This window comes from Stenotrophomonas sp. YIM B06876 (assembly GCF_030711595.1).
In the GTDB taxonomy this organism is placed as follows: Bacteria; Pseudomonadota; Gammaproteobacteria; order Xanthomonadales; family Xanthomonadaceae; genus Stenotrophomonas.
In genome coordinates this window covers 1-15,333 of the sequence record NZ_JAUJUJ010000006.1, presented here as the reverse complement: position 1 = coordinate 15,333, position 15,333 = coordinate 1, and the positions used below count along the sequence as shown (strand labels likewise).

Genomic DNA, 15,333 nt, shown 5'->3' with positions numbered 1-15,333 from the left:
CGCCATGGCAAGAGGAATAGGGGGGTAGCGTCAAAATTATAACAGCCGGACCCCCTCCCGCTCCGGGCTGTTCAGATTACCGTTGAAACCCGGCCATGTTCCACGTGGAACGTCAGCGCCGGGGTCATTTCCCCACACAATGCCGTGGGGATTTCGGTGGCGGTGATGAACACCTGCGCCGGACTGCCCGCCAACCGCTGCAACACCCGGCGCTGATGGACCTGGTCCAGCTCCGAAGCCAGGTCGTCCAGCGCGATCACCGGCCACTCGCCGCGCAATGCGGCGTAGTCATCGGCCTGCGCCAGCAGGCAGGCCAGCGCGGTGAGCTTGGCCTGGCCGCGTGAGAGGGCATCGCGGCCGGGAATCTCGCGGAACACCACGCTCCAATCGGCCCGGTGCGGCCCTTGCGAGGTATAGCCGGCCTGGCGGTCGCGCTCGCGCCCCAGCAGCAGCGCGTCGGCCAGCGACATCTCGTTGCGCCGCCAGCCCGGCAGGAACTCCAGTGCGTTGATACCCAGGCCCGGCGCCAGTTCCGCGGCGATGGTGACGGCGCTTTCCTGCAGCCGCTCCAGATACTGCTGCCGGCGTGAGGTCAACGGAGTGCCGGCCTCGGCCAGCTCGTAATCCCAGGCATCCAGGGCGCTGTTCGATCCGCCACTCTTGAGCAGCGCATTGCGTTGCTTCAGCGCCCGCATGTATCGGCGCCACAGCGGAAGGAAATCAGGTTCCACGTGGAACAATCCCCAATCGACAAACCGGCGGCGCGACTCGCTGCCCCCGTTCACCAGTGCGTGACTGCCCGGTTCAAATGTCACCACCGCCAGTGCGGCGCACAGATTGCCCAGTTGCGCGACATCTTCACCGTCCAGCCGGCCTTTCCACGCATGGCCGCTATGCCGCAATCCCGCCCGTCGCCGGGTTGACCCCGTGCCGGAAGCGCCGCTTTCTTCCCATTCGACAAAAACTTCCAGCGCCTCGGCGCCTTTGCGTACCAGTCCGTCACGCACCCGACCGCGAAAGCTGCGGCCATAGGCCATCAGATGCAGGGCTTCGAGGATGCTGCTCTTGCCGGCGCCGTTGTCGCCGGTGATCAAGTTGATGCCCGGTTGGGGCTGCAGTTCAACGGACTCGAAGCGGCGCAGGCAGTTCAGGGTGAGGCGGACGATATGCATCAGGGTTCGCAAGGGGAGGGATGACCGCCGATACCGACGACAGCGGAAGTTGGATCCGGACGCCCAGCTTAAAGCATCCGAAAATCCGCCCGGCTTGCGCCGGAGTAAGGAAAAACAGTGCCGATTTCTTGAAATCTGTCGCGCCGGTCAAGGGATGTCTGCGCAGAATTCACCAGATCAGGACTTCCGCAAAATTCCAGGAAAACAGAATGGTTGGGCACAACCCCCGGACAATCTGTGGATAACAATCCAGGCAACTGCTCAAACCCTACTTATCCCCAGCTATCCACAGCCTTCCGGGCCAGTTCTACCGGGGGTTTCAATGCACATTTATCCTTTATAAACAATGAGATAACCATGTTTTACATGAAATCTACCCCTACCATCACCACCAAGCTCTAGATTTATTCTCTATTTTTAAAGCATTTGCCGCCTGAAAAGCGCATGCGGATGCTGGACACCAGAACCGGACACACATGGCTGGAACGGGAATCGTCGCGCCCGTGGCAATCCCGTCTGCCGGTCCGCAGCGGCAACCCGGACCTTGCCGGTTCGGGGATTGACTGCGCTGGCTGAGGATTTTTCCCGGATCGCCCAGCTACCGACCACCGTCTGCCCAACCGCCCGGGGAGATTGGGCAGCAATTTTTCCGGTGGACGCGGAAACAGGTGCGTAGCCCTATCTCCCACGGGCGGGCCCAAGCTGCCGCAATCAGTTCCGGCATGGGCAAGAATCGGCTGCAACCCGGCTTTCCGACGGCGATTTTGACTGTCGAGGAAGTCCGCCCAACAAAAAGCCCGGCATCGCCGGGCTCTTCATGTTCCACGTGGAACCGTGCGCGCAATCAGAGACGCAGCGGCATGACCACGTGCCGGGACTTCTCGCTGCTGGCTTCGCGTACCAGCGCCGAGGAGTTCGAATCGCGTAACTGGATCACGATGTGCTCATCGCGCAACGCCGACAACGCGTCGAGCAGATAGTTGACGTTGAAGCCGATCGCCAGATCACTGACCGTGGTATCGGCTTCGATCTCTTCCTGGGCTTCTTCCTGCTCCGGATTGTGTGCGCTGATCTTCAGCTGGCCAGGCGTCACTTCGACCCGCACGCCGCGGTATTTCTCGTTGGACAGGATCGCGGCCCGCTGCAAGGCCGCACGCAGGGTTTCGCGATCGACCTTGACCTCCCGATCGGCACCGATCGGGATCACCGCTTCGTAATCGGGAAAGCGGCCATCGATCAGTTTCGAGGTGAAGGTGACATCGTCGCGGCGCATGCGCACGTGGCTGCGGCCCACTTCCAGCTCGACCTCGCGATCGCCGCCTTCCAGCAACCGCTGCAGCTCGGTCACGCCCTTGCGCGGCACGATGATCTGGCGCTTGCTGCCGGCGCTGTTTTCCAGCTCGGTTTCGCACAACGCCAAGCGGTGGCCATCAGTGGCCACGCAGCGCAGGGTCTTGTCGCGCAGGTCGAACAACAGGCCATTGAGGTAATAACGCACGTCCTGCTGCGCCATCGCAAAGGCGGTACGTTCGATCAGCTCTTTCAGCGCCGCTTCCGGCACCGCGACGCGTTCGGTGGCCTCGACCTCATCCACCGACGGGAAGTCGTTGGCGGGCAGCGTGGCCAAAGTGAAACGGCTGCGTCCGGCCTGCACGCTGATCTTGTCACCGGTCTGCGACACGGTGATGCGGCTGCCGTCGGGCAGGGCGCGGATGATCTCGAACAACTTCCGCGCCGGAATCGTGGTTTCGCCATCCTGGGCGTCCTCGACGCCGATGCGGGACACCATTTCCACTTCCAGGTCGGTGCCGGTCAGCGACAACTGGCCACCTTGCACCTGCACCAGGAAGTTGGCCAGCACCGGCAGGGTCTGGCGGCGTTCGACCACATTGACGACTTGCGCCAAGGGCTTGAGAAAGGCTTCGCGCTGCAATGTAAAACGCATGTGGTTACGTGCCCCTATGCTTTAAAAGATGTGAGTTAAATCAAAAGCTTGGTGGTGATGGTAGAGCCAGATTTCGCTTAAAACACATCTAAGTGCTTGTATAGAAAGGGTTTTTCAAAAATGAAACCCCTGTATTACTGTCCCCGAACCGGAGGGGAAACCTGTGGACAGTTTTCGGCCCGGATTGGCTACCGCTTTTATCCACAGATTGTCCCGCATTTGTCCCTGAATGATGCACCGTTTTATACGATGACGCCCGTGCGGCGTGCGTGCATCATTCACTCAGCTTGCGAATCAGCTTGTCCCAGTCTTCGCGCAGCTTGCCGTCGGTTTCCATCAGATGCTTGATCTGGCGGCAGCCATGCAGGACGGTGGTGTGGTCGCGGCCGGCGAATGCATCCCCGATCTCCGGCAGGCTGTGCTCGGTCAGCTCCTTGGTCAGGGCCATGGCGACCTGGCGCGGCCGGGCCAGCGAACGGGTGCGGCGCTTGGACAGCAGATCCTTGATCTGCAGCCCGTAGTAGTCGGCCACGACTTTCTGGATGTTGGGAATGCTGATCGCCTGCTGCTGGGCCCGCAGCAGGTCGCGCAGGGTTTCCTGGGCAAACTCGGTGGTGATGGCACGGCCGGTGAAGTTGGCACGGGCGGTCAGGGTATTGAGCGCCCCTTCCAGGTCGCGCACGTTGGAGCGCATTTTCTTGGCGATCAGGAACGCCACGTCGTCGGGAATCTCGGTCCCCCGCTCGCGGGCCTTGGCCAGCACGATGGCGGCGCGGGTCTCGAAGTCCGGCGGCTCGATCGCGACCGACAGACCCCAGGCCAGGCGCGACTTGAGCCGCGCTTCCAGCCCTTCCACTTCGCGCGGATAGCGGTCGCAGGTCAGGATGATCTGCTGCTTGCCGTCAAACAACGCATTGAAGGTGTGGAAAAACTCCTCCTGGGTGCGGTCCTTGCCGGCGAAGAACTGGATATCGTCGATCAACAGCGCGTCCACCTGCTGGAACTGGCGCTTGAACTGGTCCATGTTCTTCTCCTGCAGCGCCCGGATCATCGCGCTGAAGAACTGGTCCGAACGCAGATACAGCACCTTGGCCGCTGGATTGGCCTGGCGCATCGCATTGCCCGCGGCAAACATCAGGTGGGTCTTGCCCAGACCGGTGCCGCCATACAGCAGCAGCGGGTTGTGGCCACGGTCGCCCGGCTTCTGCGCGGCCTGGAGCGCTGCCGCCAGCCCGAGCTGGTTGCTGCGGCCTTCGACGAAGTTGGCAAAGGTGTAGTGCGAATCCATGTTGCCGTTGAATGGCACCACCGGCGCACTCGGGGCGGCGGCGGTACCCGCCAGCGGCACCGGCGGCAGCGGCTCGGGCGCCCGCGGGCGCGAGCCTATTTCCAGCGACACCTCGCCGCTGCCGGCGAAATAGGCCAGCAGTTCGCTGATCCGCGGCAGGTAGCGCTCGCGGACCTGTTCGACGATAAAGGCGTTGGGCGCGTACAGCACCATGCTGTCCGGGCGCTGATCGGCCTGCAGCGGTTTCAACCAGGTGTGAACATCCTCGGGCGGAAATTCCGCCTCAAGGCGTTCGAGACAACGGGGCCAGGCATCCATCAGAAATAGTCGTCACAAAGGCTGCCGACCAGGCGCACACAGTCGCCGGGCCAGACGCCGGAAGGAGGGGAAAATGAGCAGCCAGACTACCACCGCCGGCGAGGGGCGGGAATGCTTGTCCCGGTTTTATTCACAGAATCATCCACAGGCCCGGCGCGTGCCGTGTGGCATCCACGTGGCGCCAGGCTTGACGGCCCCCCGCCTGGGTCTATAGAATTTCCGGTTCTTTCCGTCTCCTTCATACAGGTGCCCCAATGGCCACCAAGCGCACATTCCAACCCAGCAACCTCAAGCGCAAGCGCGATCACGGCTTTCGCGCACGTATGAAGACCGCTGACGGCCGCAAGATCCTGTCGCGTCGTCGCGCCAAGGGCCGCAAGACCCTTAGCGCTTGATTGCGTTGCCGCTTCCCGCGGCAGATGCAATTTCGATCGTGAGCAGCACTTACCCGCGTAAGCGATTCCCTCGCTCTGCGCGGGTTCGTACGCGTGCCGAATATACATCGGTCTTCAACGGCGCCCGCCGTGTGTCCGACCCGCTGATGACACTGCACTGGCTCAAAGGCGAAACGCCTGCGCGGCTGGGGCTTGCCGTCTCACGCAAGGTCGACACGCGTGCGGTCGGCCGTAACCGTATCAAGCGTGTGTTGCGCAATGCGACACGCCATGTCCGGCCGCGGATGGCCGGCGGTGACTATGTGATTGTGGCCCGCGCGGCCGCAAAAACCGCCAGCAATGACCAGATCCGCGAGGCGTTCGAGCGTCTGTTGCGGCGTGCCGGCGCATTGCCGGTTGTGGCCGCGAGCGGCACAATGCCGCCGCCCGAGGGCGCAGAACCCATTTCTTTGACCGTGCCGGAATCACCTTCCGGTCGAGCCGAGCCTGCCTGCTGATGAACCAGACCCGTGTATTCCTGATTTTTGCCTGGCTGATGGTGGCAGTGCTGCTGTGGATGGAATGGAACCGCGAGAAGACCGCGCCGGAACCGGCCACCGTGGCCACGCAACCGGCGGTGCCGGCGGCCAATGATGCCGACCTCGGCCATGCGGCCGCACCGGTACCGCAGGCCACCGTCCCCGGCCAGGCGATGGCGCCGGTGGCAACGGTCGAATCGGCCGGCAGCGCCCCCCGGGTAACGGTGACCACCGATGTCCTGCGCGTGGTGCTCGATGGCCGCAGTGTGCTTGACGCCGATCTGCTGCAGTTCCCGCAGAGCAAGGCCGCCGGCAGCCCGCCGGTGCAGTTGCTGAGTGAAGATCCGGCCCATCCTTATACCGCCACCACCGGCTGGGCCAGCGAGAACGGCTCCGCGGTGCCGGGCGCCAGCGGTTTCCGGCTGGTGCAGCCGGCCACCGAGCTGACGTTGGCCGAAAACCAGAACGAACTGCAGGTGCCGTTCGTGTGGAGCGGCGCCGATGGCGTCAGCATCCGCCGTACCTACACCCTGGTCCGTGGCGATTACGCGATCAAGGTCAAGGATGAAGTGGTCAATGCCGGTACCGCGCCGTGGCAGGGCTACGTGTTCCGCAAGCTGGACCGGGTGCCGGCCATCATCACCCGTGGCATGACCAACCCGGACTCCTTCAGCTTCAACGGCGCCACTTGGTTCAGCCCGAACGACGGCTACCAGCGCCGGGCGTTCAAGGACTATCTGGACGACGGCAACGTCAACCAGACCATCAGCGGCGGCTGGCTGGCGATGCTGCAGCACCATTTCTTCACCGCGTGGATTCCGCAGGCCGACCAGGCCTCGCTGTACCTGCTGGCGCAGAACGGGCCGCGCAATGTCATCGAAGCCCGTGGCCCCGGCTTCACCGTGGCCCCCGGCCAGCGCGTGAGCACCGAGGCGCGGTTGTGGGTCGGCCCGAAGCTGGTCAACCAGATCGCCAAGGAAGACGTGAAGGGCCTGGACCGCGTGGTCGACTACAGCCGCTTCTCGCTGATGGCGATGATCGGCCAGGGCCTGTTCTGGGTGCTCAACCAGGTGCACAAGCTGGTCGGCAACTGGGGCTGGGCCATCGTCGGTCTGGTGATCCTGCTCAAGCTGGCGCTGTTCCCGCTGTCGGCCGCGCAGTTCAAGTCGCAGGCCAAGATGCGCAAGTTCCAGCCGCGTCTGGCACAGCTGAAGGAGCGCTACGGCGACGACCGGCAGAAGTACCAGACGGCAATGATGGAGCTGTACAAGAAGGAGAAGATCAATCCGATGGGCGGCTGCCTGCCGCTGCTGATCCAGATGCCGATCTTCTTCGCCCTGTACTGGGTGCTGGTGGAATCGGTGGAGCTGCGCCAGGCGCCGTGGTTCGCCTGGATCCAGGACCTGACCGCGCGTGATCCGTACTTCATCCTGCCGGTGATCAACGTGGCGGTGATGTGGTTCACGCAGAAGCTGACGCCGGCGGTCGGCATGGACCCGATGCAGCAGAAGATGATGCAGTTCATGCCGCTGGTGTTTGGCGTGATGATGGCCTTCATGCCGTCCGGCCTGGTGCTGTACTGGGTGGTCAACGGTGGCCTGAGCCTGCTGCAGCAGTGGTGGATGACCAAGAAGCACGGTCAGCACGCCACTCCGCAGGTCGAAGCCAAGTAAGCCGAAAAGCCCGCCGCAAGGCGGGCTTTTCGCATGGGACGATAGAATTGCCCGGCAGCTGTGTTGCCCCTTGTTCCGTTCCACCCGAGTCCCGCGATGCGCCCTCTGTCCGTCTGCCGTAGTCCGTTGGGATCGTTGCTCCTGGCAATGGCCGTGGGCGCGGCCGGCTGTGGCACACCGGCCAGCGGTACCGCGCTGGGCAACGCGCACACAAGCACTGCGCCGGCCACGGCCACCGGCCAGGTCGATGCCACCCACCTCGAACCGCAACCGCAGGGTGCTGCGGCGGCCCCAGCGCGCGCCATTGCACAAGCTGTGACGCCATGACCCGATCTTCCGCGCCCGACACCATCGTCGCCATTGCCACCGGCGCCGCCCCGGGCGGCGTCGGCATGCTGCGCATCTCTGGTGCGCAGGCCCACGCGATCGCGTCCGGACTGGGCTGCGCGCGGCTGCAACCGCGCCATGCCCACTATGCCCGCTGGCGCGATGCGCACGGCGAGATTCTCGACGATGGCATCGTGCTGTGGTTTCCCGGGCCGCACAGTTTCACCGGCGAAGACGTGGTGGAACTGCAGGGGCACGGCAGTCCGGTCGTGCTGCGGCAACTGCTGGCGCGTTGCATCGAACTGGGCGCACGCCAGGCGCGGGCCGGCGAGTTCAGCGAGCGCGCGTTCCTCAACGGCAAGCTGGACCTGGCCCAGGCCGAGGCGATTGCCGACCTGATTGCCGCCGGCGATGTACGCGCCGCACGCGCGGCGCGGCGCTCGCTCGACGGGGTGTTCTCGCGCCGGGTGGACGCGGTCGGCGAACAGCTGGTGCGGCTGCGCATCCATGTCGAGGCGGCGATCGATTTCGCCGACGAACCGCTGGATACGCTGGGCGGGGCGCAGGTGCGCGCCGGGCTGCTGCAGGCGCAGGCGTTGCTGAACCAGTTGCGGATCGACGCCGAACGCGGGCGCAAGCTGCGCGACGGCCTGCATGCGGTGCTGATCGGTCCGCCCAATGCCGGCAAGAGTTCATTGCTCAACGCCCTGGCCGGCAGCGAGCGCGCCATCGTCACCGATATTGCCGGCACCACCCGCGACACCCTGCATGAAACCATCCGCATCGACGGCCTGGAACTGACCCTGGTCGATACCGCCGGCCTGCGCGAGGGCGGTGATGCGATCGAGCGCGAAGGCATGCGCCGCGCACGCGCGGAAATGCAGCGTGCCGATCTGGCTATCGTGGTGCTGGATGCGCGCGATCCGCCCAGCGGCGCACAGGCCGTTGGCGATGCCGCCCGCTCGGCCTCGCGCCAGCTGTGGATCCACAACAAGTGCGATCTGCTGCCGCAGTGGCCCGCTGCGTTGCCGGCCGATGCCATCGCGGTGTCTGCGGCAACCGGGCAGGGCCTGGACGCGTTGCATGCGCGGCTGCGCGACATCGCCAGCGAAGGTGCCGGTGAGGGCGTACACGGCGAATTCTCCGCGCGCGCGCGCCACGTTGAAGCCATCCTCCTGGCCGCCGGGCATCTGGCCACGGCCGATGCGCAGCTGCAGTACGACCAGTTGGAACTGGCCGCCGAGGAGTTGCGTCTGGCCCACGACGCACTGGGTGAAATCAGCGGGCGCATGAGCGCCGATGACCTGCTGGGAAAGATCTTCTCCAGCTTCTGCATCGGCAAGTAGCGTTCAAGGCAACCTGTGCCGTCACCGGCGATTTGCCGGGTCGCGACGCTGCGCGGGAGCTGCGGCCTTCGGCCCGACGCAGTCGTGGGCCACGCTTGACCCGGGGCGCTGGCCGGCGTGCGGTATGCGCAAGCCGGGGCACCGCTGCGGTTGCCCGACGGGCCGGGTCATCGCCCTCCCGATCGGGAGGCGAAGCCCGCGGGTTGGAATCCCGGTTGCAGCGGAATCGCGCCGTGTCCGGGAGGGAGCCACCTGCTGAAACCTGTGGGCGAATACCGGGAACACCCCCGGGGCATACCGGCGAACACGGCGGCCACCGCCGCCGGCCATCACACGCGCCCGGGTCGCCGGGGTTTCTTCGGCCGGTCATATCCGGCCGCCACAATACCCGCTCTTTCAACCGCCCCGACCGGGGCCTGCGGGAATTCACCGTGCGCGCAAAAGTCGTTTTGAAGGTGGGCTTGATGCTGTGCGTGGCATGCTCGTCGGCGATGGGTCAGACCCCGCCAGCGCCGGCGGCCGCGCACGTTTCGGTGTACGCCCACCGTGGCGCCAGCGCCTTGCTGCCCGAGCACACGCTGGCCGCTTATGCCCAGGCCATTGCCGACGGGGCCGACTACATCGAGCCGGATCTGGTGATGAGCCGCGACGGAGTGATGCTGGCCCGCCACGAGAACGAGATCGGCAGCACCACCGATGTGGCCACCCATCCGGAGTTCGCCGCGCGCAAAACCCGCAAGCAGATCGACGGCGAAACGGTCAGCGGCTGGTTTACCGAGGATTTCAGCGTGGCCGAGCTGAAGACGCTGTACGTGCGCGAGCGCCTGCCGGCGCTGCGCGGCACCGCGTTCAATGGCCAGTTCCGCATCGCCACCCTGGATGAAATCATCGCCTTCCTGGTGCAGCAGTCCGCACGCGCCGGGCGTGGCATCGGGCTGGCGCCGGAGATCAAGCACAGCGGCTATTTCCGCAGCATCGGCCTGCCGATGGAAGACGCCTTGCTGGCCACCTTGCGCGCCGATTCGTATACCAATGTGGCCCCGGTGCTGATCCAGTCGTTCGAGACCGACAACCTGCGTTACCTGCGCCGGCAGCTCGGGACCAACTCCAATATCCGCCTGCTGCAGCTGCTGGGTCCGGCCCAGCAGCGGCCCGCCGACGTGCGCCTGGCCGCGGGCGATACCGATTATGCGGCGATGATGACCCCCGCCGGCCTAGGGCGGATCGCCGGCTATGCCGATGGCATCGGCGTCGAGCGCCGGCAGCTGATACCGCTGGATGCGCAGGGCCGGCTCGGGCGCCCGGGCGCACTGATCGCTGACGCGCACGCCGCCGGATTGATGGTGGTGGCCTACAGCTTCCGACCGGAGAACACCTTCCTGCCGCCGGCGCTGCGCCAGGGCGCGGACCACATACGGCATCCGGCCGGTTCGATCGCCGAGATCCGCGCCTATGTCGACGCCGGCATCGATGCGTTCTTCACCGACGATCCGGCGCTGGGCCGCCAGGCGCTGGACGCGCGCTGAGGCGCTTCACTCTTCCGCATCGGGCCGCGGGCGCGGCCGCAGTTGCACCACCACGCCACGTTCGTGTTCACGCCCACGCTGCCACAGCACCGGCACCTGCCGCGGTGAGGGCAGCTCCAGTTCGGGGTCGCCCTCCGCCGCGGCCCCGTCCTCGTCCTCGTCTTCCCAGCTGTAGCGCTTGCGCGGGGCCGGCGGATCGGCGTGGCGGAACGCCAGCGCGGCGACCAGGCCGGCCACCGCGCCGCCCAGGTGCGATTGCCACGACACGCCCGGCTCGTGCGGCAGCACCGTCATCAACATGCCGCCGTAGAACAGGAAGGCGATCATGGCGGCGGCGATGGCCGGGCGATCCCGGCGCAGCAGGCCGAGCCCGAATACCAGGAACATCAGGCCGTGGGTAAGGCCGCTGGCGCCCAGATGGCGGGTGCCGATATCGCCCAGCAACCACGCGCCCAGCCCGGAACCCGCCCACAGCACCGGCAGCGCGCGCAGCGTGGCGCGCGGATAGACGCTGCCGGCCAGCGTGCCCAGGATCAGCAGCGCGGTCGCATTGGCCGCCAGGTGTTCGATCGAGCCGTGCAGCAGCGGCGCACCGAACACGCCAGCCAGCCCTCGCAGCTCCAGGGGCGCCACCGCCCAGGGCCGCCAGTCGAACGCGCCTTGCGCGGTGAACACCGCCACCAGCAGCAGTACGAAGCCCAGGCTGGCGTTGAAGGCGCGCAGCACGCGGCGGCGATCCGGGCTGCGGGCGGGAGAGTCGGGGACGGGAGTCAGCGCGGTCATACCCAGTTGGATAGCGACGGCGCAGGCAAAAGCCAAGGGCGCCACCTTGGGAAACAGTGGCGCGGCCGGCGCGACAGTGGCGCCGGCCGCAACCGGTTCAGGCGTCGTGCCCGGGCTTGGGCGGCTGGCGCAGGCTCAGTACCACGGTCAGCCCGATGATCACCGCGACCACGCCCAGCGAGATCGGCACCGGGATCTTGACCAGGTCCATCAGCAGCATCTTGGCGCCGATGAAACCCAGTACCAGCGCCAGCCCGTAGGGCAGCAGATGGAAGCGGTCGGCCATGCCGGCCAGCAGGAAGAACATCGCGCGCAGGCCGAGCACCGCGAACACGTTCGAGGTCAGCACGACGAACGGGTCGGTGGTGATGGCGAAGATCGCCGGGATCGAGTCCACCGCGAAGATCACGTCGGTGACCGAGATCAGGATCAACACCACGAACATCGGGGTGAACCAGCGCACGCCGTCCTTCTCGGTGACCAGGCGGTTGCCGTTGTACTCGTGGCTGATGCGCAGGTGCCGGCGCATGAACTTCAGCACCGGGTTGTCGTCCAGGCGCGGCTCCTGGCCGGCGGCGAACCACATCTTCCAGCCGGTAAACAGCAGGAACGCGCCAAACAGATACAACAGCCAGTGGAACTGGGTCACCAGCACGCTGCCGGCGAAGATCATGATCGTGCGCAGCAAGATCGCGCCGAGGATGCCGATCACCAGCACCTTCTGCCGCTGCACCTCGGGCACCGCGAAGTAGCCCATGATCAGCAGGAACACGAAGATGTTGTCCACCGCCAGCGCCTTTTCGATCAGGTAGCCGGTCAGGAACTCCAGGCCCACCTGGTTGGCCACCGCCGCGCCGGCGGTCTCATTCAGGTACCACCACAGGCCGGCGTTGAACAGCATCGCCAGCGCCACCCAGCCCAGTGACCACCACAGCGCTTCCTTGAAGGAAACCTTGTGCGGACCTCCGTGGCGCATCAGCACCAGATCCGCCAGCAGCGCTGCGATCACCACGATCACAAAGCCGCCCCACAACCACATATTGCCTATCGTATGCATGGGAACTCCGTTGGGAAAAAGATTGCCTCAAGCCGGCTGGCGAGGGATCTGCAACGGATTCGAAGGGATTCCGGGGACAGACGCTTCGCCAGTACGGCGAAGGTCTTGCTCACAGTCCGGTTCGGGACTGCCGTTGCACCGGAGCTGGTGGGCTCGAATTGACGGCGACAACGTCTGGGAGCTACTCCCCTTCTGCAACGGATACTGGCGGCTGGCGCGGCCTGCGTCAATCAAAAACGGTCGGTCGCGGCGAAGCGGGCGGCTACAATATCGCAATGAATACCCCCCTTCCTGTCGTACGCCTCAAGAACGCCTGGCGCTCCAGCCATCCGTGGATCTTCCAGAAGCTGGTCGAAAAGCCGGCCATCAGACCCAAGTCGGGCACCCTTGTGGATGTCGTCGGCGTGGACGGGGAGTGGATCGGCCGCGGCTTCTACAACGGCCATTCGCGCATCGCGGTGCGCATCCTTGAAACCCATCCGGATAATCCGCTCGATGCCGCCAGGTTCGCGCGCAAGATCGCCGCGGCGGTGTCGCTGCGCCGCGACGTGCTCAAGCTCGACGCCGTGTCCGATGCCTGGCGGGTTATCCACAGCGAGGGCGATGGCCTGTCCGGGCTGGTGGTGGACCGCTACGGCGATCTGATCGTGGTCGAATTCTTTGCTGCCGGCATGTTCCGCCACCGTGAATGGATCTACGAGGCGCTGCGCGAGCAATTCCCCGGCTGCCGTTTCCACAGCTTCGCCGACGAGCACGTGCAGAAGCAGGAGAGCTTCGATTTCCACGGCAACACCACCACCGAGCCGGCGATCATCACCGAGTACGGCATCCGGTTCCGTGCCGACCCTGCCGGCGCCCACAAGACCGGTTTCTTCGCCGACCAGCGCGAGAACCGGCAGTGGCTGAGCCAGCAGGTGGAAGGCAGGAGCGTGCTCGACCTGTGCTGCAACACCGGCGGGTTCGCGGTCTATGCCGCCGCGCGGGGCGCCGCCGAAGTGCTGGGCGTGGACATCGACGAGGCTGTGATCCAGCTCGCCAAGAGCAACGCCAAGCTCAACAACGTGCGCCCGAAGTTCGTACAGGCCGATATTTTCCCGTGGCTGCGCGATGCGGCCAACCGTGGCGACCAGTTCGATGTGGTGATCCTGGACCCGGCCAAGATGACCCGCGACCGCGACCAGGTGATTCCGGCGTTGAAGAAATACCTGGACATGAACCGGCTGGCGCTGGGCGTGGTCAAGCCCGGCGGCCTGTTCGCCACCTTCTCCTGCACCGGTCTGGTGGCCGAGCAGGAGTTCCTGGACATGCTGCGCCGGGCCTCGTATTTCTCCGGCCGCACGATCCAGATCCTGAAAGTGGCCGGCGCCGGTCCGGACCATCCGTTCATGGCCCACGTGCAGGAATCGCGCTACCTCAAGGCGGTGTTCTGCCGCGTGCTGGACTGACCGGCGCAAGGCCCGCATCCGCGCGCCCGTGGGTGAGTGCAACGGCCATGTCCTGCGGGGCATGGCCGTTGTCGTTGTGGCGGCGCGTAAAAGTTATCCCTGCGCTTATCCACAGGGTGTGGAGCGCCGGAAATCCTCCGCAACCGGCGCTGCGGCCGTGCATGGAAGTGCGGGCGGCAGGCATACTCGGCCCTCACCGGCACCGCGACCAGGGTTGCGGCTGCCGCCTTTGTGTCGCCCGTCCGGAGAGTCCATGATCCGTCGCCGTCTGCCGTTGCTGCTCAGTCTTGTCCTGGCGCTGCCCGCCGCCCACGCCATCGAGTTCACGCCGCAGGAACTGGCGCGCGCCAGCACGCTGCAGCGCACGCTGCTGACGCTGGACAGCCACCTGGATACTCCCGCCAACCTGGCCCGGCCCGGCTTCGACATCCTGCAGCGGCATGCCCACAACGCGCTGTCCCAGGTGGACTATCCACGCATGGTGGAAGGCGCGCTGGATGGCGGTTTCTGGGCGATCTACACCGACCAGGGCGACCGCACCGCGAGCGCCCACCGGGCCGAGCGCGACCACGGCCTGCAGCGGTTGCTGGAAATCCGCGAAATGCTCGCCGCCCATCCGGACAGGTTCCAGCTGGCGCTCACTGCCGATGACGCCGCCAGAATCAAGGCCGCCGGCAAGCGCGTGGTCTACATCAGCATGGAAAACGCCAGCCCGCTGGTGGCCGACCCGGACCTGCTCAGCTTCTACCACCAGGCCGGGCTGCGCATGCTCAGCACCGCGCACTTCGCCAACACCGAATTCGCCGATTCGGCCACCGATCCCAAGGGTGCGGAGTGGAACGGGCTGAGCCCGGCCGGCAAGGCACTGGTGCAGGCGGCGGTGCAGCGCGGCATCGTGATCGACCAGTCGCATGCCTCCGATGCGGTGTTCGACCAGCTGCTGGCGATGCTGCCGGTGCCGTTCGTGCTGTCGCACAGCTCGGCCAAGGCGGTCTACAACCACCCGCGCAATCTCGATGACGCGCGCCTGCGCCAGCTGGCGGCCAAGGGCGGGGTGATCCAGGTCAACGCCTATGGCGGTTACCTGCTGGACCCGGGCGCCAGCGCCGAGCGCAAGCAGGCCGAGCAGGCGCTGGAACAGCGGCTGGGTGGCTGGGACCGGATGGGTATCGAAAAGGGCACCGAGCTGGCCACCGCGCTGGCCGAGCTGGACCAGCGCTATCCGGTGCGCAAGGCGACGCTGGACGACTTCTTCGCCCACTTCGAACACATCCTCAAGGTGGCCGGCGCCGCGCACGTGGGCATCGGCCTGGACTGGGATGGCGGCGGCGGCGTGGTCGGCCTGGAGGATGTCAGCGACCTGCCCAAGATCACCGCCTGGCTGCAGCGCAAGGGTTATAGCGACGCGCAGATCGCCGGCATCTGGGGCGGCAACCTGCTGCGGGTGATGCGGCAGGTGCAGGCGTACGCGGCCCAGGACAGCGCGCGCTGAGCAGCCCGCGTGGCGCGCAGTGCGCGGGACGCCTGCGCGGCTCGGGCA

12 protein-coding genes are annotated in these 15,333 nt (G+C 65.9%); 7 read left to right on the top strand and 5 right to left on the bottom strand.

Annotation, left to right across the window (positions count from 1 at the left end; genetic code table 11):
- Positions 1 to 71 precede the first annotated feature (71 nt).
- From recF to dnaA, 3 genes are all read right to left on the bottom strand, one after another.
- A complete protein-coding gene (gene recF, locus QZH66_RS04450; RefSeq protein ID WP_305804755.1) occupies positions 72 to 1,172 on the bottom strand; it encodes a DNA replication/repair protein RecF in 1,101 nt (366 codons plus the stop codon).
- 844 nt (positions 1,173 to 2,016) lie between these two features.
- Positions 2,017 to 3,117, bottom strand: coding sequence for a DNA polymerase III subunit beta (gene dnaN, locus QZH66_RS04445; protein ID WP_305804754.1), 1,101 nt, complete (start codon positions 3,115 to 3,117; stop codon positions 2,017 to 2,019).
- A gap of 274 nt (positions 3,118 to 3,391) precedes the next feature.
- Positions 3,392 to 4,723 (bottom strand): chromosomal replication initiator protein DnaA, encoded by a 1,332-nt coding sequence (gene dnaA, locus QZH66_RS04440; protein ID WP_305804753.1) that lies wholly within the window; start codon positions 4,721 to 4,723, stop codon positions 3,392 to 3,394.
- A gap of 254 nt (positions 4,724 to 4,977) precedes the next feature.
- Between dnaA and rpmH the strand changes: the two genes are divergently transcribed.
- From rpmH to QZH66_RS04415, 5 genes are all read left to right on the top strand, one after another.
- The gene (gene rpmH, locus QZH66_RS04435; protein WP_265128150.1) at positions 4,978 to 5,118 is read left to right on the top strand and encodes a 50S ribosomal protein L34; all 141 of its coding nucleotides are present in this window, start codon (positions 4,978 to 4,980) and stop codon (positions 5,116 to 5,118) included.
- Positions 5,119 to 5,156: 38 nt separating this feature from the next.
- On the top strand, positions 5,157 to 5,615 hold the full coding sequence (gene rnpA / locus QZH66_RS04430; RefSeq protein WP_305804752.1) for a ribonuclease P protein component: 459 nt from the start codon (positions 5,157 to 5,159) through the stop codon (positions 5,613 to 5,615).
- Positions 5,615 to 7,309 (top strand): membrane protein insertase YidC, encoded by a 1,695-nt coding sequence (gene yidC / locus QZH66_RS04425; RefSeq protein ID WP_305804751.1) that lies wholly within the window; start codon positions 5,615 to 5,617, stop codon positions 7,307 to 7,309. The genes rnpA and yidC overlap by 1 nt, the downstream gene beginning before the upstream one ends.
- Positions 7,310 to 7,632: 323 nt before the next feature.
- Positions 7,633 to 8,982: a tRNA uridine-5-carboxymethylaminomethyl(34) synthesis GTPase MnmE gene (gene mnmE / locus QZH66_RS04420; RefSeq protein WP_305804750.1), complete on the top strand. Its 1,350-nt coding sequence runs from the start codon at positions 7,633 to 7,635 to the stop codon at positions 8,980 to 8,982.
- Between the two features lie 491 nt (positions 8,983 to 9,473).
- Positions 9,474 to 10,508 carry a glycerophosphodiester phosphodiesterase family protein gene (locus QZH66_RS04415; protein ID WP_305804832.1) on the top strand — a complete coding sequence of 345 codons (1,035 nt, stop codon included), beginning with the start codon at positions 9,474 to 9,476 and terminating at the stop codon, positions 10,506 to 10,508.
- A 6-nt stretch (positions 10,509 to 10,514) separates the two neighbouring features.
- Here the strand turns inward: QZH66_RS04415 and QZH66_RS04410 are convergent, their stop codons facing one another.
- Positions 10,515 to 11,291 (bottom strand): rhomboid family intramembrane serine protease, encoded by a 777-nt coding sequence (locus QZH66_RS04410; protein ID WP_305804749.1) that lies wholly within the window; start codon positions 11,289 to 11,291, stop codon positions 10,515 to 10,517.
- A gap of 97 nt (positions 11,292 to 11,388) precedes the next feature.
- Positions 11,389 to 12,348: a TerC family protein gene (locus QZH66_RS04405; protein ID WP_305804748.1), complete on the bottom strand. Its 960-nt coding sequence runs from the start codon at positions 12,346 to 12,348 to the stop codon at positions 11,389 to 11,391.
- A gap of 275 nt (positions 12,349 to 12,623) precedes the next feature.
- On the opposite strand from QZH66_RS04405, the gene QZH66_RS04400 reads away from it, so the two are divergent.
- Both QZH66_RS04400 and QZH66_RS04395 read left to right on the top strand, forming a co-directional pair.
- Positions 12,624 to 13,793 carry a class I SAM-dependent rRNA methyltransferase gene (locus tag QZH66_RS04400; RefSeq protein ID WP_305804747.1) on the top strand — a complete coding sequence of 390 codons (1,170 nt, stop codon included), beginning with the start codon at positions 12,624 to 12,626 and terminating at the stop codon, positions 13,791 to 13,793.
- A gap of 253 nt (positions 13,794 to 14,046) precedes the next feature.
- Positions 14,047 to 15,285: a dipeptidase gene (locus QZH66_RS04395; RefSeq protein WP_305804746.1), complete on the top strand. Its 1,239-nt coding sequence runs from the start codon at positions 14,047 to 14,049 to the stop codon at positions 15,283 to 15,285.
- The last annotated feature ends 48 nt before the right edge of the window (positions 15,286 to 15,333 follow it).